This window comes from Nocardia sp. NPDC050413 (genome assembly GCF_040655475.1).
In the GTDB taxonomy this organism is placed as follows: Bacteria; Actinomycetota; Actinomycetes; order Mycobacteriales; family Mycobacteriaceae; genus Nocardia; species Nocardia coubleae.
In genome coordinates, this window is sequence record NZ_JBFAJZ010000012.1 from 107,626 (window position 1) to 125,606 (window position 17,981).

At 68.7% G+C, this 17,981-nt stretch carries 21 protein-coding genes; 12 read left to right on the forward strand and 9 right to left on the reverse strand.

The features are described 5' to 3' along the window. Nucleotides 1–411: 411 nt before the first annotated feature. The 5 genes from trpA to AB0I19_RS24445 all read right to left on the reverse strand — a co-directional run bounded on the left by trpA (nt 412) and on the right by AB0I19_RS24445 (nt 5,788). Complete coding sequence (gene trpA / locus AB0I19_RS24425; protein WP_357151452.1) at nt 412–1,239, reverse strand: tryptophan synthase subunit alpha; 828 nt, start codon at nt 1,237–1,239, stop codon at nt 412–414. Then, a complete protein-coding gene (trpB, locus tag AB0I19_RS24430) occupies nt 1,236–2,495 on the reverse strand; it encodes a tryptophan synthase subunit beta (RefSeq protein ID WP_357151454.1) in 1,260 nt (419 codons plus the stop codon). Before trpB ends, trpA begins: the two co-directional genes overlap by 4 nt. Beyond that, entirely contained in the window at nt 2,492–3,313 is an 822-nt protein-coding gene (gene trpC, locus AB0I19_RS24435; protein ID WP_357151456.1) for an indole-3-glycerol phosphate synthase TrpC, read from the reverse strand. The genes trpB and trpC overlap by 4 nt, the downstream gene beginning before the upstream one ends. A 136-nt stretch (nt 3,314–3,449) precedes the next feature. After that, nucleotides 3,450–4,127: a TIGR02234 family membrane protein gene (locus AB0I19_RS24440; protein ID WP_357151567.1), complete on the reverse strand. Its 678-nt coding sequence runs from the start codon at nt 4,125–4,127 to the stop codon at nt 3,450–3,452. A 122-nt stretch (nt 4,128–4,249) separates the two neighbouring features. Further along, nucleotides 4,250–5,788: an anthranilate synthase component I gene (locus AB0I19_RS24445; protein WP_357151458.1), complete on the reverse strand. Its 1,539-nt coding sequence runs from the start codon at nt 5,786–5,788 to the stop codon at nt 4,250–4,252. Between the two features lie 157 nt (nt 5,789–5,945). Here AB0I19_RS24445 and AB0I19_RS24450 point away from each other — a divergent pair, with 157 nt between their 5' ends. From AB0I19_RS24450 to AB0I19_RS24465, 4 genes are all read left to right on the forward strand, one after another. Next, entirely contained in the window at nt 5,946–6,224 is a 279-nt protein-coding gene (locus AB0I19_RS24450) for a hypothetical protein (RefSeq protein ID WP_357151459.1), read from the forward strand. 91 nt (nt 6,225–6,315) lie between these two features. After that, nucleotides 6,316–6,786, forward strand: a complete 471-nt coding sequence (locus AB0I19_RS24455; protein WP_067644699.1) for a peroxiredoxin — start codon at nt 6,316–6,318, stop codon at nt 6,784–6,786. A gap of 130 nt (nt 6,787–6,916) precedes the next feature. After that, on the forward strand, nt 6,917–7,414 hold the full coding sequence (locus AB0I19_RS24460; protein WP_357151569.1) for a permease: 498 nt from the start codon (nt 6,917–6,919) through the stop codon (nt 7,412–7,414). A 143-nt stretch (nt 7,415–7,557) separates the two neighbouring features. Next, nucleotides 7,558–8,025, forward strand: coding sequence for a MarR family transcriptional regulator (locus AB0I19_RS24465; protein ID WP_357151461.1), 468 nt, complete (start codon nt 7,558–7,560; stop codon nt 8,023–8,025). A 14-nt stretch (nt 8,026–8,039) separates the two neighbouring features. Here the strand turns inward: AB0I19_RS24465 and AB0I19_RS24470 are convergent, their stop codons facing one another. Beyond that, a complete protein-coding gene (locus AB0I19_RS24470; protein ID WP_357151463.1) occupies nt 8,040–8,978 on the reverse strand; it encodes a helix-turn-helix domain-containing protein in 939 nt (312 codons plus the stop codon). 124 nt (nt 8,979–9,102) lie between these two features. Here AB0I19_RS24470 and AB0I19_RS24475 point away from each other — a divergent pair, with 124 nt between their 5' ends. Together AB0I19_RS24475 and AB0I19_RS24480 are read left to right on the forward strand one after the other, a co-directional pair. After that, on the forward strand, nt 9,103–9,792 hold the full coding sequence (locus AB0I19_RS24475; RefSeq protein ID WP_357151465.1) for a DJ-1/PfpI family protein: 690 nt from the start codon (nt 9,103–9,105) through the stop codon (nt 9,790–9,792). 38 nt (nt 9,793–9,830) lie between these two features. Beyond that, complete coding sequence (locus AB0I19_RS24480) at nt 9,831–10,130, forward strand: hypothetical protein (RefSeq protein WP_357151467.1); 300 nt, start codon at nt 9,831–9,833, stop codon at nt 10,128–10,130. Nucleotides 10,131–10,133: 3 nt separating this feature from the next. Here the strand turns inward: AB0I19_RS24480 and AB0I19_RS24485 are convergent, their stop codons facing one another. From AB0I19_RS24485 to AB0I19_RS24495, 3 genes are read right to left on the reverse strand one after another with little or no spacing between them, the layout of a single operon-like run. Then, entirely contained in the window at nt 10,134–10,793 is a 660-nt protein-coding gene (locus AB0I19_RS24485; protein WP_357151469.1) for a DNA alkylation repair protein, read from the reverse strand. A gap of 1 nt (nt 10,794) precedes the next feature. After that, a complete protein-coding gene (gene hisI / locus AB0I19_RS24490; RefSeq protein ID WP_357151471.1) occupies nt 10,795–11,145 on the reverse strand; it encodes a phosphoribosyl-AMP cyclohydrolase in 351 nt (116 codons plus the stop codon). A 7-nt stretch (nt 11,146–11,152) separates the two neighbouring features. After that, nucleotides 11,153–12,415 (reverse strand): helix-turn-helix domain-containing protein, encoded by a 1,263-nt coding sequence (locus AB0I19_RS24495; protein ID WP_357151473.1) that lies wholly within the window; start codon nt 12,413–12,415, stop codon nt 11,153–11,155. Between the two features lie 132 nt (nt 12,416–12,547). Here AB0I19_RS24495 and AB0I19_RS24500 point away from each other — a divergent pair, with 132 nt between their 5' ends. From AB0I19_RS24500 to AB0I19_RS24525, 6 genes are read left to right on the forward strand one after another with little or no spacing between them, the layout of a single operon-like run. Beyond that, nucleotides 12,548–13,306, forward strand: a complete 759-nt coding sequence (locus AB0I19_RS24500; protein ID WP_357151475.1) for an ABC transporter ATP-binding protein — start codon at nt 12,548–12,550, stop codon at nt 13,304–13,306. Further along, nucleotides 13,303–14,028: an ABC transporter ATP-binding protein gene (locus AB0I19_RS24505; RefSeq protein WP_357151477.1), complete on the forward strand. Its 726-nt coding sequence runs from the start codon at nt 13,303–13,305 to the stop codon at nt 14,026–14,028. The genes AB0I19_RS24500 and AB0I19_RS24505 overlap by 4 nt, the downstream gene beginning before the upstream one ends. After that, nucleotides 14,025–14,903 (forward strand): branched-chain amino acid ABC transporter permease, encoded by an 879-nt coding sequence (locus AB0I19_RS24510; protein ID WP_356987277.1) that lies wholly within the window; start codon nt 14,025–14,027, stop codon nt 14,901–14,903. The genes AB0I19_RS24505 and AB0I19_RS24510 overlap by 4 nt, the downstream gene beginning before the upstream one ends. Further along, nucleotides 14,900–15,940: a branched-chain amino acid ABC transporter permease gene (locus AB0I19_RS24515; RefSeq protein WP_357151479.1), complete on the forward strand. Its 1,041-nt coding sequence runs from the start codon at nt 14,900–14,902 to the stop codon at nt 15,938–15,940. The genes AB0I19_RS24510 and AB0I19_RS24515 overlap by 4 nt, the downstream gene beginning before the upstream one ends. Continuing rightward, entirely contained in the window at nt 15,930–17,180 is a 1,251-nt protein-coding gene (locus AB0I19_RS24520; RefSeq protein ID WP_357151481.1) for an ABC transporter substrate-binding protein, read from the forward strand. The genes AB0I19_RS24515 and AB0I19_RS24520 overlap by 11 nt, the downstream gene beginning before the upstream one ends. 48 nt (nt 17,181–17,228) lie before the next feature. After that, nucleotides 17,229–17,975: a hypothetical protein gene (locus AB0I19_RS24525; RefSeq protein WP_357151483.1), complete on the forward strand. Its 747-nt coding sequence runs from the start codon at nt 17,229–17,231 to the stop codon at nt 17,973–17,975. Nucleotides 17,976–17,981 lie beyond the last annotated feature (6 nt).

The window sequence follows — 17,981 nt, forward strand, 5'->3', positions numbered from 1 at the left end:
CGAAAGAAATTCCCAACTTCCGCGGACCGCTGATGTCCGAGCAAGGTTGGACATACGAAATCGATCGATTTCTTTGCGGCTTGGTTCGATCTCTGCCGAGAGATCTCGACCCGGCTTCAAGGGTGAGATTTTCGATCGTGGACGACACAGGAATCCTGCCGGAATTGCCGCCCAGGCCCGAACAGCGACTAAAGGCAGACGAGGAGGCAGTGCGATACGTTCCTAGGCACATCTGCGAACTGTGGCCACGCCTCCTCGACGTAGTTTGGACAGGCTTGGGACCACTGGAGGCTCGGTACCGCACCGGCTACCAGGAACCACAGATAACCGGCTCACTAGCGGTCCTCACCGATCGGATCAATTCGGCCCTGAAAGGCTGATGCCGTTGATCAGCGACGTTCGGCCTACGCGTCAGCGGTGTGCCGACGACGCATCTTGAACTCGGCCGGGAACCCGGGAGCGAACGCCGTCGGCGAGTTCGGCGGTCAGAGCGCGTACTGCGTCCAGACCCTGGGCGGCGGCTGATACCAACGCCGAGCCGACGATGACGCCGTCGGCGTAGGCGGCGATCTCGGCGGCCTGGGCGCCGGAGCGGACGCCGAGGCCGACGCCGATCGGGATGTCGGAGTGGGCGCGGATGCGGGAGCAGAGGGCGGGGGCGGCGGAGGAGACGGCGTCGCGGGCGCCGGTGACGCCCATGGTGGAGGCGGCGTAGATGAAACCGCGGGAGGCTTCCAGGGTCTTGACCAAGCGTTCCTCCGTGGAGGACGGGGCGACGAGGAAGATGCGGTCCAGGTTGTGGGTGGACGACGCGACGAACCAGTCGTCGGCCTCGTCGGGGATCAGGTTGGGGGTGATGATGCCCGCGCCGCCCGCAGCGGCCAGATCGCGGGCGAAGTTGTCGACGCCGTACTTGAGGACCGGGTTCCAGTAGCTCATCACCACGGCCTGACCGCCGGCGTCGGTGATCGCCTCGACGACGGAGAACACGTCGCGCACGCGCACGCCGCTGCGCAGCGCCTGCTCGGCGGCGGCCTGGATGACCGGGCCGTCCATCACGGGGTCGGAGTAGGCGACGCCGACTTCCACGATGTCGCAACCGGATTCGACCATCGCCCGGCACACCTCGATGGAACCGGCCAGATCGGGGTAGCCCGCGGGCAGATACCCGATGAGCGCCGCCCGTCCCTCGCTGCGCGCGGCCGCGAACGTATTGGCCAGGCGCGACTGCTGACTCACTGAGCGTTCTCCTCGGCGTTGTCGTCGAACAGACCGAACCAGCGGCCCGCGGTGTCCATGTCCTTGTCGCCACGACCGGACAGGTTGACCAGGATGATGGCGCCCTCGCCGAGTTCCTTGCCGAGCTTCAGCGCACCGGCCACGGCATGGGCGGACTCGATCGCCGGGATGATGCCCTCCGAACGGGAGAGCAGCAGCAGCGCGTCCATCGCCTCGGTGTCGGTGATCGGCGCGTACTCGGCGCGGCCGATGTCCTTGAGGTGGGCGTGCTCGGGACCGACACCCGGGTAGTCCAGACCGGCCGAGATCGAATGCGATTCGATGGTCTGGCCGTCCTCGTCCTGCAGCAGGTACGAGTAGGCGCCCTGGAACGCACCGGGCGTACCGCCGGTGAAAGTAGCTGCGTGCCTTCCGGTTTCGACGCCGTCGCCGGCCGCTTCGTAACCGACGAGCCGCACGCCCGCGTCGGGGATGAAGGCGTGGAAGATGCCGATGGCGTTGGAGCCGCCACCCACACACGCCACCACGGCGTCGGGCAGGCGACCGGCGCGCTCGAGCATCTGCTCGCGCGCCTCCATGCCGACCACGCGCTGGAAATCACGCACCATCAGCGGGAACGGGTGCGGGCCCGCGGCGGTGCCGAAGCAGTAGTAGGTGTCGTCGGCGTGGGTGACCCAGTCGCGCAGCGCCTCGTTGATGGCGTCCTTGAGGGTCTGCGAACCACTGGTCACCGAGATCACCTCGGCGCCGAGCAGGCGCATCCGGGCCACATTGAGCGCCTGGCGGGCCGTGTCGACCGCACCCATGTAGATCACGCAGTCCAGGCCGAGCAGCGCGCAGGCGGTGGCGGTGGCAACACCGTGCTGACCGGCACCGGTCTCGGCGATGACGCGGGTCTTGCCCATCCGCTTGGCGAGCAGGGCCTGACCGAGCACATTGTTGATCTTGTGCGAACCGGTGTGGTTCAGGTCCTCACGCTTGAGGAAAATCCTCGCGCCACCGGCATGTTCGGCCAGCCGGGTGCATTCGAACACCGGCGAGGGACGACCGGTGTAGTCGCGCTGCAGCCGGTCGAGCTCGTCGAGGAAGGTGTGATCGGAACGCACCTTGTCGTATTCGGCGGTGACCTCCTCGATCACGGCCATCAACGCCTCGGGAACGTGCCGTCCGCCATAGACACCGAAGTGCCCGCCCGCGTCGGGCTCGTAGTCGCTGTGCTGGGCCACCCCCGCGCTGGCCTGGGGCAGGGCGCTCATCGGATGCTCCGCCGTGCGGGCTTCGGGCAGGAGGGGTGGGCGCCGGCGGTCACCAGGTCGGAGACGGCGGCGCGCGGGTTTCCGCTGGTCACCAGGCCTTCACCGACGAGCACCGCGTCGGCGCCCGCACCGGCGTAGGCCAGCAGGTCGGCGGTGCCACGGATGCCGGACTCGGCCACCCGGATGACCTCCGAGGGCAGACCGGGCGCGATCCGGGCGAACACATCGCGGTCGACCTCGAGGGTCTTGAGATTGCGCGCGTTCACACCGATCACCGAGGCGCCCGCTTCCAGGGCACGATCGGCTTCCTCTTCGGTGTGTACTTCCACCAGAGCGGTCATACCGAGTGATTCGGTGCGGTCGATCAGCGAGGACAGCACGTCTTGTTCGAGTGCGGCCACGATCAGCAGGATCACGTCGGCGCCGTGGGCGCGGGCCTCGTGGATCTGGTACGGCCCGACGACGAAGTCCTTGCGCAGCACCGGGATGTTCACCGCGGCGCGCACGGCGTCGAGATCGTCGAGCGACCCGCCGAAGCGGCGCTGCTCGGTGAGCACGCTGATGATGCGGGCGCCACCGTCTTCGTAGGCCTTGGCCAGGACGGCCGGATCGGGAATGTCGGCCAGCGCGCCCTTGGAGGGGCTGGACCGCTTCACCTCGGCGATGACACCGATCCCGTCCTCGTGCAGCGCGGCGCGCGCGTCAAGCGGTGCCTTCGCGGCGGCCGCGGCAGCTTTGATCGCCTGAAAATCGAGGAGGGCTTCGCGAGCGGCAACATCCGCCCGAACCCCGTCGAGAATCGAGTCGAGTACCGTCATCTGGCTCGAATCCTTTCTGGGGAGACGAACTTCTCACCCGAGAGTCCCCCCGGGCGCTGTCTCACCGATGCCTGACAAGAATAAATGGCCGCCGCGCGTGTCACTGCGGCGGGGGTGCCGGGGGTCACGTGCCCGGTCACGGCTCGCGCCGGCCCGGGCGGTCGTCGTCGTCCGGGGTGTCGGCGGTGTCGGTGGGGTCGGTGCCCGCGTCGAGGGCATCCCACAGCACCCGGTCCGACAGCGGCGCGGCACCGTCGGACTTGTTCACCTGGGCGCTGGCGTCGGCCCGGCGGAAGACGGGGTTGTCGTACTTGCCGGACAACTGGGCGGTGGTTTCGGCCCGCCTGGTCAGCAATACGCCCGCGGCCAGAGCGCACGCCGCCGCCAGCACCGACAGCACGGCCGGGAAGACGTGGGCTTCGGCGCCGGTGACCGTCGCCCGGCCGGGCAGCTCGGCGAGCGTGCCCGCCCGTTCGGCCGTTCTGCCCGCCCCGATGGTCAGGGCGAAACCGGGAACGGCCGCCACCGCGGCGACCACCGCGACCACCACACCGAGCAGCTGACGCAGAACGCCCTTCACCGCGAACACGGCGGCGATCGCGGCGACGAGCACCAGCGCGAGCGGAGTGAGCGCCCCGAACCAGGTGCCGCCGTCGAGGTTGTCGGTGCGCGGTTCGGTGAGGCCGTCGGCCGACTGCACCGTCACCCATGTCATCCGGGACGACGCCCACAGTCCGGCCGCCGCCACGGCCAGCAAGATCACTGGAACCACCGGTTTGGCGGCAGGTGCGGCCACTCGCGCGCCTGCTTGCAGGCCGTCGCCGTTCACGCCGCTGTCGCCCACCGAGCCGCCGTCACGCGCCGGGCCGCTATCGCTCACCGCGTCGCTGTCACGCGCCGAGTCGCTGCCGTTCGGTGTGCCGGCGTCCCGCGCACTCACTCGGCGCCGCCCTCATAGGTGCGCAGGGTCTTGGCGGCCGCGATCGCCTTGAGGACCGCCATGGCCTTGTTGCGGGCCTCGGTGTCCTCGGCGACGGGGTCGGAGTCGGCGACCACGCCGGCGCCCGCCTGGACGTAGGCGGTGCCGTCCTTGAGGAGGGCGGTGCGGATGGCGATGGCGGTGTCGGCGTCACCGGCGAAATCGAGGTAGCCGACCACGCCGCCGTAGATCCCGCGCCTGGTCGGTTCGAGTTCCTCGATCAACTCCATCGCCCGCACCTTCGGCGCACCGGACAGGGTGCCCGCCGGGAAACACGCGCGCACGGCGTCGAGGGCGATCTTGCCCTCGGCCAGCTGACCCGACACCGTCGACACCAGGTGCATCACGTGGCTGTAGCGCTCCACGTGTCGGTACTGGGTGACGCGCACCGTGCCGGGACGGCACACCCGGCCCAGATCGTTGCGGCCGAGGTCGACGAGCATGAGGTGCTCGGCGTTCTCCTTGTCGTCGGCGAGCAGGTCCTTCTCGAGCAGGATGTCGTCCTCGGCGCTCGCTCCGCGCCAGCGGGTGCCCGCGATCGGATGTGTCGTTGCGACACCGTCTTTCACGGTCACCAGCGATTCCGGGCTGGAGCCGACGATGGAGAACGCGGTGCCGCCGTCGCCGTCGGGGATGTGCATCAGGTACATGTACGGGCTCGGGTTCGAGGCCCGCAGCATCCGGTAGACCGCGAGCGGGGAGCCGGTGTACTCCATTTCGAAGCGCTGCGAGAGCACCACCTGGAACGCCTCGCCCGCCTCGATCTCCTTGATGAGCCGACGCACACCCGAGCAGAATTCCTCGGTGGTTCGCCTGCGCAGGTAGTCGGGTTCGGGCTGGTCGAAGACCGACACCGTCGACGACGCCGGGGTGGCCAGCGCGGCGGTCATCCGGTCGAGCCGGGCCACGGCGTCGTCGTAGGCGGCGTCGACGTGTTCGTCGGTGCCGTTCCAGTTCACCGCGTTGGCGATCAGCGTGATCGCGCCCTCGTGGTGGTCGAAGGCGGCCAGGTCGGTGGCCAGCATCAGGACCAGCTCGGGTAGCTGCAGATCGTCCTCGGCCAGCTCGGGCAGGCGCTCGATGCGGCGGACCGCGTCGTAGCCGAGATAGCCGACCATGCCGCCGGTGAGCGGGGGCAGGCCGGGCAGGCGTTCGGTGCGCAGTAGTTCGAGGGTTTCGTGCAGCACGCGCAGCGGGTCGCCGCCCGAGGGCGCGTCGGCGGGGACGGTGCCGAGCCAGGCGGCCGCACCGTCGACGACCGTCAGCGCCGACGGGCTGCCCGCGCCGATGAACGACCAGCGCGACCAGGAGCGCCCGTTCTCGGCGGACTCGAACAGGAAGGTGCCCGGCCGGTCGTCGGCCAGTTTGCGGTAGGCCGAGAGCGGAGTCTCGGAGTCGGCCAGCACCTTTCGGGTCACCGGGACCACCCGGTGCTCGGCGGCGAGCAACCGGAACTGCTCGCGGGTGGTGGTGGTCGGTGTCGGCGCGCCCTGCATTCGGCCATCATCCCAGGCGCCGTGACGTGGCCGCATCCTGCCCCGACCACCCCGCCGAAGGCGGTCACGACCGGCCGCCGAATGCGGTCGTGACCGGCATCACTACACTCGCGCGCGTTCCATGTCGCATGCGGTATCCCTTCTTCCGAGAGGAGCCATGTTGAATCCCTCGCATCAGGGCGCACAGATGGGCAGGCAGGCCCCTGTGTCGCAGCACTACAACGGTCCTGGACAGCAGTCCGCGGCGAACGCGCTCACGTCGTTCGTCACCTACGCCAAGGCCATGCAGGATCTGGACGAGAAGTCCTTCCCGGTCGAGTACGAAGCGCACCGCGATCGCCTCCTGAAGCTGGAGCCGATGTTGCGCGTGCACGGCATCCTCGACGTGATGGAGATCCGCAACCCGGAGATCAAAGCGCTGTTGCGGATTCCCTAGAGCCGCAGGGCTGGTCGAAAAGGCGGGTCCCCGTTCGCATCCGTGAACGGGGACCTTTTGCGCGCGGGCACCGGCCGTTAGGGTCGTGCGCATGCAGCCAGGTCAGACCGCGCCCCCGTTCGAACTTCCCGATCAGTCCGGCGAACTCCGCTCCCTCGATGCCCTGCTGGCAGGCGGGCCGCTCGTCCTGTTCTTCTACCCCGCCGCCAACACTCCGGTCTGCACTGCCGAGGCGTGCCATTTCCGTGATCTGAGCGCCGAGTTCGCCGCCCTCGGTGCGTCGTGTGCCGGGATCAGCACCGACAGTGTCGAGGTGCAGGCCGGTTTCGCCGGCAAGCAGCGGCTCGACTATCCGGTCCTGTCCGACGCAGACGGCGAGGTCGCGGCCGGTTTCGGCGTCAAGCGTGGACTGCTCGGCAAGTTGGCCCCGGTCAAGCGGCACACCTTCGTCATCGATACCGATCGCACGATCCTGAAGGTCGTCACCGGTGAACTGCGCGCGGCCGTGCACGCCGACGAGGCATTGCGCTTTCTGCGTGAACGGGCGAAATCCGCCGGATAGCGAGGAGAAACGCCGGGCACGGATCGGTGCCCGGCGCCGTCGGCACACCTACGCTGGGGGAATGACATCCGGCGAAGTGCGGTCGAGCGGTCAGAAGTCCACAGCTACCGTGTGGCGCAACCGGGCGATCATGATCCTGGCGACAGCGGTCGTGCTGGTGATCGCCTATTTCATCCTGGCCTCGTTCATCCCACGATGGTGGGCGCAGCGCCTGGCGAGCCTCGTGCACGGCAGTTTCACCCAGGGCATCTGGTGGGGTCTTGTCTACGGCCTGGTGTTCACGCTGGTGCCGCTGCTGCTGTTGCTGCTCGCGGTGCGGATGTGGAAGCGCAAAGGCGGCAAGTTCATCGCCGGTGTGGCAGTCGTCATCGCGCTGCTCGGCTCCCTGCCGAACCTGATGACGCTCACCATCGTGCTCGGTGGCAACAATGCGGCGCACGCCGGTGAACGCATCCTCGATGTCGACGCGCCCGCGTTCCGCGGTGCCTGTCTGGTCGGTGCGATCGTGGCCGCGATCATCTTCGCCCTGGCGCTCGGTCTGATGGGTAAGCGGGGCATCAACCGCCGCCGGGCCGCCAAGGCCACCCCCGAACCGACGGTCCCGCCGCAGGAGTCTCGCGAATACTGATGCTTCGATGACGCGTCCCGGGTTGTGAGTGACCTCACGACGCGGGCGATCCGGCGGACGCCACAGCGACGTCGTGGCAAACTCGGTCCGGTGCGCGTCCCTCTCCTCGATCCGTGCCGCCCGACCGCGAGGCGGCCTCAGCCATGACCAGATGGCTGGATCCGGTAGAACAGCGCGCCTGGCAGGCGGTAGTCGCCCTGATGACAAGGGTTCCGGCCGCCCTCGACACCCGATTGCAGCGCGAGTCCGGGCTCACGCATTTCGAATTCCGGGTGCTGAGCCTGCTCTCGGAGGAAGCCGGGCACCGGATGCAGCTCAGTGATCTCGCCCACAAGGCAAATGCTTCGCTATCGCGGCTTTCGCATGTGGTGTCGAAACTGGAGCGACTCGGCTGGGCGCGCCGCGATTCGGCGGCGGGCAGACGCGGGGTGTACGCGGTGCTCACCGACGACGGTTTCGAGAAGGTCGTCGAGGCCACGCCCGGATATCTCGACGCCGTCCGCAAACTGGTGCTCGACGGCCTCGACTGCGCCCAGACAGCCCAACTCGCCGCCCTCGGCGAAAGCCTGTCCAGCCAATTGGACCATGTCCTCGCCGAGGGGTGCGACTAGACCTCGAAGCCGGATCAGCCGAACGTGCGCCGGTAGCTCTGTGGGCTGACGCCGGTGGTGCGCTTGAAGCGCTCCCGGAAAGCGGTGGCCGACCCGAAACCGACCTGGCCGCTGATCCGTTCGACGGAATGCTGTGTGGTTTCGAGCAGATGCTGTGCCTGCCGGATCCGGGCGCGGTGCAGCCAGCGCAGCGGGGTGGTTCCGGTGTGTTCACGGAAGCGCCGGATCAGCGTGCGGGTGCTGATTCCGGCCCGCTCGGCGATATCGGCGAGACTGAGGTCCTCGGCCAGGTTCTCCTGCAGCCAAGTGAGCAGCGTTTCGAGCTCACAGCCCTGCGGTGTCGGGACGTGGTCGTGGACGATGAACTGCGCTTGTCCGCCTTCGCGTTCGAGCGGCATCACCGACAGCCGGGCGGCGTGCGCGGCAACGGCCGAGCCGTAGTCGCGGCGAATCATGTGCAGGCACAAGTCCATTCCCGCCGCAGCGCCCGCCGAGGTGAGGAACTGACCGTTGTCGACGTAGAGGACGTCCGGGTCGACGTCGATGTCGGGATGGGTGGTGGCCAGTGCGCCGGCCGCATGCCAGTGGGTCGTGGCGCGCAGCCCGGCCAGCAGGCCCGTGGCGGCCAACGGGAAGGTGCCGACGCAGATGGACGCGATGCGGGTGCCCTCGGCGGCGGCCGAGCGTAGTGCCTCGCGGACGGCGGGTGAGAGCGGCGCCGTCGGATCGGCGATGCCCGGCACGATGATCGTGTCCACGTTCCGGAGTCCGTCCAGGCCCCACGGGGCGCGCAGGGTGAAGGCGCCCGCGTCGACCTCGGCGTGTTCGGCGCAGACCCGCACCTGGTAGCCGGGTCGTCCGTCGGGCAGCCGGGTCCGTGAGAAGACCTCGATCGGGGTGGACAGGTCGAACGGAATCACCTTGTCCAGTGCCAGGACGGCGACGGTGTGCATGGCACGAGGGTAGCGAGGTCGGCATTTTTCCGTCGAAACCTGTCGCCAGTGCCACTGGGCTCTCACGGCGAGCACCGGTTGACTGTGGGATGTCCAGCGGATATCGACGCGAGGGAACTCATCCATGCATATTCAGATCGTCCTTTTCGACGGCTTCGACCCACTCGATGCCATCGCTCCCTATGAAGTGCTGTACGCGGGCGGCGTGGCTTCCGACGGTGCGGTCACCGTCGAGCTGGTCTCCGCACAGGGCCCTCGCGAGGTGATCAGCGGCACCGGCGGACTGACACTGCGCGCCACCGGCACCCTCGACCCGGAACGTGCGGACATCGTTGTGGTGCCCGGGGCTTCGGGCCGGGTGGGCGACCTCGGCGAGGTGCCGGAAGCAGAGGTGGGTGCGGGCGAATGGGAACCGGACCAGCCCATCCCGGTGCTGCTCGGTCGCACGCTGAGTACCGAGCTGCCCGCGCTCCTCGCGCAGGCGATGAGAGCCCCAGGGGTCACGGTCGCCACCGTCTGTGGAGGTTCGCTGGTCCTGGCCATGGCCGGCCTGCTCGAAGGCCGTCACGCCACCACCCACCATCTCGGCCTGGATCTGCTCGACGCCACCGGCGCGCACGCGGTCTCGGCCCGGATCGTGGACGACGGCGACCTGGTCACCGGCGCGGGTGTCACCTCCGGCCTCGATCTCGGCCTGTATCTGCTCGAGCGTGAACTGGGGCCCCGCGTCGCGCATGCCGTCGAAGAGCTCTTCGCACACGAGCGGCGTGGCACCGTCTGGCGCGCCGACGGTCTGACACCGACCGCCTTCTGAGCAGCGACATTCATCGAACAGTCAGGAATCGCATCAGCATGTCCTTCGCAGGCACCTGGAACATGTCCATCGCCACCCCGATCGGCACGATCGACGCCGTGGTCGAAATCCGTGAGCAGGACGGGATACTCACCGGCGTCGCGCACGGAGCAGGCGAGGACGTGCCACTCACCGAGCTCCGCGCCGACGGCGATCGGCTCACCTGGAAACAGGCCGTCACCAAACCCCTGCGGCTGAACCTGGCATTCGATGTGACCGTCGACGGTGACACCCTGCGGGGAACCTCCAAAGCCGGGCGCCTGCCGTCGTCGAAGGTCGTCGGCGAACGACGCCGCTGACGCTCAATCGCCCTGCCTGCGCACCATTTCCGCGATCCAGGTGGGTGCGAACGGCGAAGTGCAGCCGGGCGAGGTCGGATAGTCGGCGAGCACCCGCAGCCGTTCCCCGATATCGACGGCACGGGCCCGGTGTTCGGGGTGGGTGATACCGATCTGGGCCAGGCAGGTGTTCATCGCCCATTGCAGGCGGTCCGGGGCGGTCTTCATGTGCGCTTCGATATCGTCCAGGATCCCCGAGAGGTCAAGTCCCGCAGGCTTTTTCACCACCCGTTCGGCGGTGAGCGCCCAACCGGCGGCCGCCACCGCCGGATCCGGGTCGGCGAGCCAGGCCACGCGCAGCTCCTCGACGTGCGGGTTCTTCTTCACCACATAGTTCACGAGCCAGTCGTGCACCTTCGGGGTGCGGGCGGCGCGGATCATCGCGTCGAGTTCGGCCCGGTCGAAGGCTTTCGGGCGGCAGACGAGCAGGGCGAGCAGTTTCGCGGCGGTGTCGCCGGTGGCCCACAGCTCGACGGCGAGGTCGTGACTGGTCTTCAGCCGTTTGGCGACCGCGCGCAGCTCGGTGAGGTTCACGCCGTGGTCGTCGCCGTGCTTCTCGTTGACCTCGCGAACGCGCGGGTTGTCGAGGGCGGCGAGCTCGGCGAGGACCTCCGGCACGGTCATCTCACTCGGCCTCGCGTGCGAGCAGCACATCGGTGTCGAAGCAGGTGTGGGTGCCGGTGTGGCAGGCCGCCCCTTCCTGATCGACGATCAGCAGCACGGTGTCCCCGTCACAGTCGAGCCGCACCTCGTGCACGTACTGCGTGTGCCCCGAGGTCTCCCCCTTCACCCAGTACTGCTGGCGCGAACGCGAATAGTAGGTGCCCCTGCGGGTTTCGAGGGTGCGGGCCAGGGCCTCGTCGTCCATCCAGGCCATCATCAGCACGTCGCCGGTCGCCTTCTCCTGCGCGATCGCGGCGATCAGCCCGGCCTCGTTGCGTTTGAGGCGAGCGGCAATGGCAGGATCCAGACTCATCCGTCGTTTATAACAGCTCGATCGCCACCAGTAGTTCGACGAGGTCGTTGACGCTGCGCACATTGCGTCCGGTGAGTTCCTGGATGCGGCCCAGCCGGTACTTGGCGGTGTTGAGGTGGATGTGCAGGGCGTCGGCGGCTTCGCGCAGGTTCATGTCGGCGGCGGCGAACGCGCGGACGGTGTCGGCGAGGGTGCCGCCCCGGGCGCGGTCGTCGGCGAGGGCGGCGCCGACGCGGGGGTCGACGAGCTGGCGGGTGGTGTCGTCGGCGCGCAGCAGCAGGTACCGGAACGGCGTCATCTGCGGCAGCGCGAGCACGCCACCGTCCTCGGGAAGCAGGGCGAGGGCGGCCCTGGCCTGCCGGTGTGCCCGGGGGATCTGGCCGACCTCGGTGACCGAGGTGCTCACCCCGACGGCAAGTGCCACACCGTCGGCGGCGAGTTGTTCACGCAGCGTCCGCAGTCGTTCGCACAGCTGCTCGGCCGACCCGTCGGGTCGCAGCGCCGGGATCGCCACGATCTCGGTATCGCGCACCACCGACAGGGTGCGCAACCCGTTGACACCGGTGCGTGCCAGCGCGGCCGACACCACTTGCCTCGTCTCGCACAGGGAGTCGGCCGCCGTCGCGGGATCGAGAACCATCGCGGTGACGACCACCAGCGGCGCGGTCCGTTCGGCGCCGATCCCGTGCGCGGTGGCCACGGACAGGTGCGGTCCGCTCGCGGGCAGGGCACCGTCGAGCAGGGAGTCCATCAATGCCTGGCCGTCGCGGCTCGATTCCGCGGTGACGTACTGCTGGAATTCCAGGTAGGCGTCGGTGGCCTGGGTGCTGATCAGGTCGGTGTAGCGGGCCAGCGGTCCGGCCAGCGACAACACCGCTTCACGTCCCGCGTCGGTGTCGCCCGCGTGGGCGAGCAGCGATTTCCAGATCGCGCGCTGACCCAGCCGGAACGCGGCGATGTAGTCGACCAGCGGCAGCCCGCAGCGGGCGCGGCGGGCGGCGGCCTGCCTGGCGTAGGAGACGTCGGCCGGGGTGACCCGTTTGTGCTCGAGCAGGGCACCGAGCCCGGTGCGGCTGAGCCGGGCCAGCTGGTCGTGCACGTCGGCGAGGAACCCCGGGTCGGCGGTGCCGTAGCCGGGCAGTTCGACGCGCAGCTTGGCCATCACATCGTCGGCGATCTCGTCCGCGTGCTCGTAGGCGCACCCGACGATCCGGGCGCGCTCGGCGTGCACCGGATCGGAGTAGCCGAGCAGTTGTGATCCAGCTGACATGTTCGGGGAGTTTGCAGCGCCGCGTTCGAGGTGTCAACCAGATCACACTGTCCGCAGCGGACGAGGCCTGGCCGAAAACTTGGTCCACAACGTCCGATGTGGGTGCTGACCAGCGCTCTTAGTGTTCCTCGCATGCTCGACATAACCCACCTGACGGTGCGCTTCGGCGGGATCACCGCCCTGCAGGATGTGGGGTTCACGGTCGCCGCGGGCGAGATGGTCGGTCTGATCGGGCCCAACGGCGCGGGCAAGACCACCCTGTTCAACTGCCTCACCCGGCGCAACCGTCCCACCTCCGGCAGCTTGCGCTACCTCGACACCGACCTGACCACGGTGCGCCCCGATGCGCTGGCCGGCCTCGGCATAGCCCGCACTTTCCAGAACCTCGGCCTGTTCGCCCGGATGTCGGTGCGCGACAACGTGCTCGTCGGCACCCATCACCGCACGCGCGGCGGTTTCGTCTCGGCGGGGCTGCGGATGCCGTGGGTCGGCCGGGAGGAACGGCGATTGCGCGCCGACGCCGACGAACTGCTCGAGCGGCTCGACCTCACCGACGTCGCCGACCACCCGGCCGCCGGGCTGCCGTTCGGCACCCTCAAGCGAATCGAGTTGGCGCGCGCCCTGGCGGTGCGGCCCCGGCTGCTGCTGCTCGACGAGCCGGTGAACGGGCTGAGCCACGGCGAGGTCGACGAGTTCGCCGAACGTCTTCGTGCCCTGCAGACCGAACTCGACCTCACCGTTGTCGTCGTCGAACACCACATGGGCTTCGTGATGAACACCTGTGACCGGGTGGTCTGCCTCGAGTTCGGGCAGGTGATCGCCGAGGGCGAACCCGAAGCGGTGCAGAGCGATCCGGCTGTCGTCCGCGCCTATCTGGGGGCTGCCTCATGAGCGAATTCCTGACCGTCACCGACCTGTACGCGGGGTACGGCGCGGCGAAAGTGCTGCACGGCGTGAGCTTTTCGGTCGCCGAGGGCGAAGTGTGCGCCATCCTCGGCCCCAACGGCGCGGGCAAGACCACCCTGTTGCGCGCGCTGTGCGGCATGGTGAAAGTGCGTGGCACCCTGCGCTTGAACGGTGACGAGGTGGCCGGGCGGGCACCCGAGGCGATGGCCCGGCTCGGGGTCGCCCACGTGCCCGAGGGCCGCGGCACCTTCGCCCCGCTCACGGTGGAGGAGAACCTGCGCCTCGGCGCCTACTCCCGCCGCGACCGCGCGGGCGTCGAGTCCGACCTGCGCCGTGTCTACGACTACTTCCCGATCCTGCGCGACAAGCAGCGCGACCCGGCGGGCGGGCTGTCCGGCGGTCAGCAGCAGATGCTCGCCATCGGCCGGGCGCTGATGCTGCGCCCACGACTGCTGCTGCTGGACGAACCCTCGCTCGGGCTTTCCCCGCTGGTCACCCAGGAGCTGTTCGGGATCGTGCACACCATCAACGCAGAGGAACGCACCACCGTGATAGTCGTCGAACAGAACGCCCACCTCGCGCTGGGTGTCGCCCATCAGGCACATGTGCTCGAGACGGGCCGGATCGTCCTGTCCGGCAGCGCCGCCGAGATCAAGGCAGACGAGCAGGTCGTCCGCTCCTACCTCGGATACCGGGTGCGGCCGTGACCGAATTCGTGCAGCAGCTCGTCGAGGGGCTCTCGGCGGGCGCGATTTACGCGGGGCTGGCGCTGGCCCTGGTCCTGATCTACCGGTTCACCGGGGTGGCCAACTTCGCCCAGGGCGAGCTGGCCATGTTCTCGGCATTCCTGGCCTGGCAGCTGAGTCAGGTGATGCCGTTCTGGGCGGCACTCGTCCTCACGCTGGTGATCTCGTTCCTCGCGGGCATGGTGATCGAGCGGGTGGTGATCCGGCCGGTCGAAGGCAAACCGGAGATCACCCTGGTGATCGTCACGGTCGGTTTGTTCTTCACGGTGCACGCGGCAGCGGGCTGGATCTGGTCCTACCAGGTGAAGTCCTTCCCGAATCCCTTCCCGGACGGCGCGTTGCGCGTCGCCGATGTCAGTGTGGGGTACGGCAGCCTCGGCATCTTCGCCGTCGTCGGACTGGTGATGGCCCTGCTGTATCTGCTGTTCCGCTACACCGCGATCGGGTTGGCGATGCGGGCGGTGGCGTGTAATCCGCAGTCCGCCAGGCTCGTCGGCATCCGGGTCGGCACCGTGCTCTCGCTGGGGTGGGGACTCGCGGCGCTGGTCGGGTCGGTGTCGGGGGTGTTGTCGGCGCCGCTGCTGTTCCTCGATCCCAACATGATGAGCGGCGTCCTGATCTACGCCTTCGCGGCGGCGACGCTCGGCGGGTTCGACTCCCCCGGCGGCGCGGTAGCGGGCGGCCTGATCGTCGGCGTCGCCGAAACCCTCACCGGCGCCTACGTCGACGCGATCGGCACCGAACTCAAGATCGGTGTGCCGCTGGTGATCATCCTGGGCGTGCTGTTGCTTCGCCCCCAAGGTCTGTTCGGACACGCGGCGGTGGAACGAGTATGAGTGACGTGAAAATCTCGGCAGCGAATCCTGTAGCACCCCAGGCGGAACCGGCACGTCCGGGAATCCGCGTCCCCCAGCTTCCGCTGGTCTGCACGGTCGCGGTACTCCTGCTCGCCTGCGCCGCACCGTTCCAGCTGGTGCCCTTCCACACCTTCCAGCTGGCGATGGCCATGATCTACGCGGTCACCCTGCTCGGGCTGAACCTGCTCGTCGGCCACACCGGCCAGATCTCGCTCGGTCACGGCGCGTTCTTCGCGATCGGCGCCTACACGGCCGCGATCGCGATGCACCAGTGGGACACACCGTATTTGGCGACGATCCCGCTGGCGGCGGTGATCACCTTCGTGCTCGGGTTCGCGCTCGGCATCCCGGCGTTGCGCCTGCGCGGGCTGTATCTCGCACTGGTCACCCTGTCGATCGCGATCTTCCTGGTCCCGTTGCTGAAACGGTTCGACGGACTCACCGGCGGCTCGATGGGACTCGGCGTCGACAAGCCGGTGCCGCCTGCCTGGACCGGGCTCGCCGAGGATCAGTGGCTGTATTTCCTCGCGCTTGCTGTCACCGTGCTGAGCTTCGTGCTGGTCGCCGGGATGCTGCGTTCCAAAGTCGGTCGCGCCCTGCACGCGGTGCGCGACAACGAGACCGCCGCCGAGGTGCTCGGGGTGAACCTGGCGCACTACAAGACCCTGGCCTTCGCCTGGAGCGCGCTGCTGGCCGGCGTCGCGGGCTGCGTCTACACCTGGGTGATCGCCTTCGTCTCCCCCGACTCGTTCGCGCTCACTCTGTCGATCACCCTGCTGGCCGGGCTCGTCGTCGGCGGGCTCGGCACCACCTGGGGGCCGGTGCTCGGCGGGCTGTTCGTGATGTTCGTGCCGAGCCTGGCGCAAGACGTCAACCAGGCCGCGCCCGGCGTCATCTTCGGACTGCTGATCATCGCGGTCATGTACCTCGCACCCCAGGGACTGGCCGGTCTGGCCACCCGATGGGCGCACTGGCTCGGACAACGCGTCCGGAAAGGGAGAACTCATGCGCACTAGGACAATCCAGTGTCTCGGGGTGGCCGCCGCACTGGTCGCCACGCTCACCGCGTGCGGTGGCCGCAACGCCGACACCGGGACCGTCGGCGAAGGCGATTGCCGAGGTCAGCAGACCACCGGCATCACCGACAGCACCATCAAGCTCGGCGGCGTGTACCCGCTGTCGGGTCCGGCCTCGGCCTACGGCGAGGTGCCCAAGGGCATCAAGGCCTACTTCGACTACGTCAACGCCGAGAAGGGCGGCATCGGTGGACGCCAGGTGGAATACCTCGTCCGCGACGACGGCTATCAGCCGCCCAAGACTGTCGAGGAGACCCGCCGACTGGTCGAACAGGACCAGGTGTTCGCGGTCTTCCAGACCCTCGGCACCGCCACCTCCTCGGCGGTGACCGACTACCTCGGTCAGCGCAAGGTGCCGCAGATGTTCGTCGCCACGGGCGCCACGAAGTTCGGGTCCGAGGACAACCCGTGGACCATCGGCTGGCAACCCAGCTACCGCACCGAGGGCCTCGCCTACGCCGAGTACGTGAAGAAGCAGCGCCCCACCGCGACCGTCGCGGTGCTGTACCAGAACGACGACTTCGGCAAGGACCTGCTCGCCGCGTTCCGCCAAGGCGCCGAGGGCAGCGGGGTGAAGGTGGTCGCCGAGCAGAGCTTCGAGGTCACCGACCCCACCGTCGACGCGCAGGTGCGCAACCTGGCCAATTCCGAAGCCGATGTGATGCTGAACTTCTCGACACCGAAGTTCGCCTCCCAGGCCCTGGCCGCCGACGTGCGCAACACCGACTGGAACCCGCTGCACGTGCTCACCCAGGTCTCCAACACCATGGCGACCCTGCGCCCGGTCGGCCTGCCGAATATCCAGGGCACCGTGAGCGCCGCGTTCCTCAAGGACCCCGCCGATCCGCGCTGGGCCACCGACCCCGGTATGCAGACGTTCAAGACCGAACTCACCCAGTACGCGCCCGGCGCCGACACCGAGAACCAGCACGCCATGGCCGGCTGGGCGATGGCGCAGAGCTTCCACAAGACCCTCGAAGCGGCGAAGTGCCCGACCAGGGAGGGCCTGCGCGACGCGATGCGCTCCCTCGACAACGTCTCCGCCGACCTGATGCTGCCCGGTATCAGCATGAAAACCGGTGCGGGCGACGGCTTCCCGCTCGAGGCGGTCGGCATCCAGACCTTCGCCGGCGAGCACTGGTCGCTGACCGAGGGCCTGATCGATACCTCCGGCAAGTAGTCCCGTGCCGCGAGGCACAAATTCACCCCACGATCGATGAGGATCACCATGAAGATGTCAACCACGCTCGCGACGGCCGCCATGACGGCGCTCGCCCTGTGCGTCGGCAGCGCGAACGCTCACGCCGAGCCGACCCAGACCGAGGTCCACTACGAGATCAGCAGGCAGGGCGACGCGGCCGTGCTCTCGACGAACGACGGCAAACTGCAGGTCGTCGACGGTCAGCTCGTGCTCACCACCGAGGCCGATGTGCCCGTCGCGGCGCTGCCGCTGTCGTACCGGATGGACGACAAGGTCTTCCCGATCGCAGCGGCGATCGACGGTGACCGCGCCACCCTCACACCATCACGTGACGGCGGCACACCGGCCGAGGCGGCCACGAATGTCATCAGCCAGGATGCCGCGGTGCAGCAGATCGCCGAATCCTTCACCCCCCGTGACCAATCCGCGCTCGGTGTGCTCGCCCAGCGGCTCACCATCGGCAGCGCGGTGGCCGCCATCATCGGCGCCGTGGTCGGCGGCGGGGTGGGCTGCCTGGTCGGCGGTGCGGCCGGTGCGACGATCGCCAGCCCCGTGATCGTGCTGCTCGTACCGTGGGTGGGCGCCACCGTGGCGGGATGTGTGCTCGGCGCGGCCACGCTCGGCGCGGTGGGCGGGATGGTCGGGCTGGTCACCGTCGGTGGTCCGCTGGCCTTGTTCGCCGCCTACCAGTACTTCTCCACCATCCTCGCACCGTGCCCGGCCGAGCTGGGCGCCTACTGCAAGGACCCCGCGGTACCCGCGCCCGCGAAGTAGATCTCG

What these genes read in the sequence shown, in the direction of transcription:
- AB0I19_RS24460 (WP_357151569.1), top strand. Translation starts at nt 6,917, where the DNA reads ATGATCCTGGCGACAGCGGTCGTGCTGGTGATCGCCTATTTCATCCTG.
- AB0I19_RS24505 (WP_357151477.1), top strand. Translation starts at nt 13,303, where the DNA reads ATGAGCGAATTCCTGACCGTCACCGACCTGTACGCGGGGTACGGCGCG.
- AB0I19_RS24525 (WP_357151483.1), top strand. Translation starts at nt 17,229, where the DNA reads ATGAAGATGTCAACCACGCTCGCGACGGCCGCCATGACGGCGCTCGCC.
- AB0I19_RS24500 (WP_357151475.1), top strand. Translation starts at nt 12,548, where the DNA reads ATGCTCGACATAACCCACCTGACGGTGCGCTTCGGCGGGATCACCGCC.
- AB0I19_RS24475 (WP_357151465.1), top strand. Translation starts at nt 9,103, where the DNA reads ATGCATATTCAGATCGTCCTTTTCGACGGCTTCGACCCACTCGATGCC.
- AB0I19_RS24485 (WP_357151469.1), bottom strand. Translation starts at nt 10,793, where the DNA reads ATGACCGTGCCGGAGGTCCTCGCCGAGCTCGCCGCCCTCGACAACCCG.
- AB0I19_RS24455 (WP_067644699.1), top strand. Translation starts at nt 6,316, where the DNA reads ATGCAGCCAGGTCAGACCGCGCCCCCGTTCGAACTTCCCGATCAGTCC.
- trpC (WP_357151456.1), bottom strand. Translation starts at nt 3,313, where the DNA reads ATGACGGTACTCGACTCGATTCTCGACGGGGTTCGGGCGGATGTTGCC.
- AB0I19_RS24495 (WP_357151473.1), bottom strand. Translation starts at nt 12,415, where the DNA reads ATGTCAGCTGGATCACAACTGCTCGGCTACTCCGATCCGGTGCACGCC.
- AB0I19_RS24515 (WP_357151479.1), top strand. Translation starts at nt 14,900, where the DNA reads ATGAGTGACGTGAAAATCTCGGCAGCGAATCCTGTAGCACCCCAGGCG.
- hisI (WP_357151471.1), bottom strand. Translation starts at nt 11,145, where the DNA reads ATGAGTCTGGATCCTGCCATTGCCGCTCGCCTCAAACGCAACGAGGCC.
- AB0I19_RS24470 (WP_357151463.1), bottom strand. Translation starts at nt 8,978, where the DNA reads ATGCACACCGTCGCCGTCCTGGCACTGGACAAGGTGATTCCGTTCGAC.
- AB0I19_RS24465 (WP_357151461.1), top strand. Translation starts at nt 7,558, where the DNA reads ATGACCAGATGGCTGGATCCGGTAGAACAGCGCGCCTGGCAGGCGGTA.
- AB0I19_RS24480 (WP_357151467.1), top strand. Translation starts at nt 9,831, where the DNA reads ATGTCCTTCGCAGGCACCTGGAACATGTCCATCGCCACCCCGATCGGC.
- trpB (WP_357151454.1), bottom strand. Translation starts at nt 2,495, where the DNA reads ATGAGCGCCCTGCCCCAGGCCAGCGCGGGGGTGGCCCAGCACAGCGAC.
- AB0I19_RS24445 (WP_357151458.1), bottom strand. Translation starts at nt 5,788, where the DNA reads ATGCAGGGCGCGCCGACACCGACCACCACCACCCGCGAGCAGTTCCGG.
- AB0I19_RS24520 (WP_357151481.1), top strand. Translation starts at nt 15,930, where the DNA reads ATGCGCACTAGGACAATCCAGTGTCTCGGGGTGGCCGCCGCACTGGTC.
- AB0I19_RS24450 (WP_357151459.1), top strand. Translation starts at nt 5,946, where the DNA reads ATGTTGAATCCCTCGCATCAGGGCGCACAGATGGGCAGGCAGGCCCCT.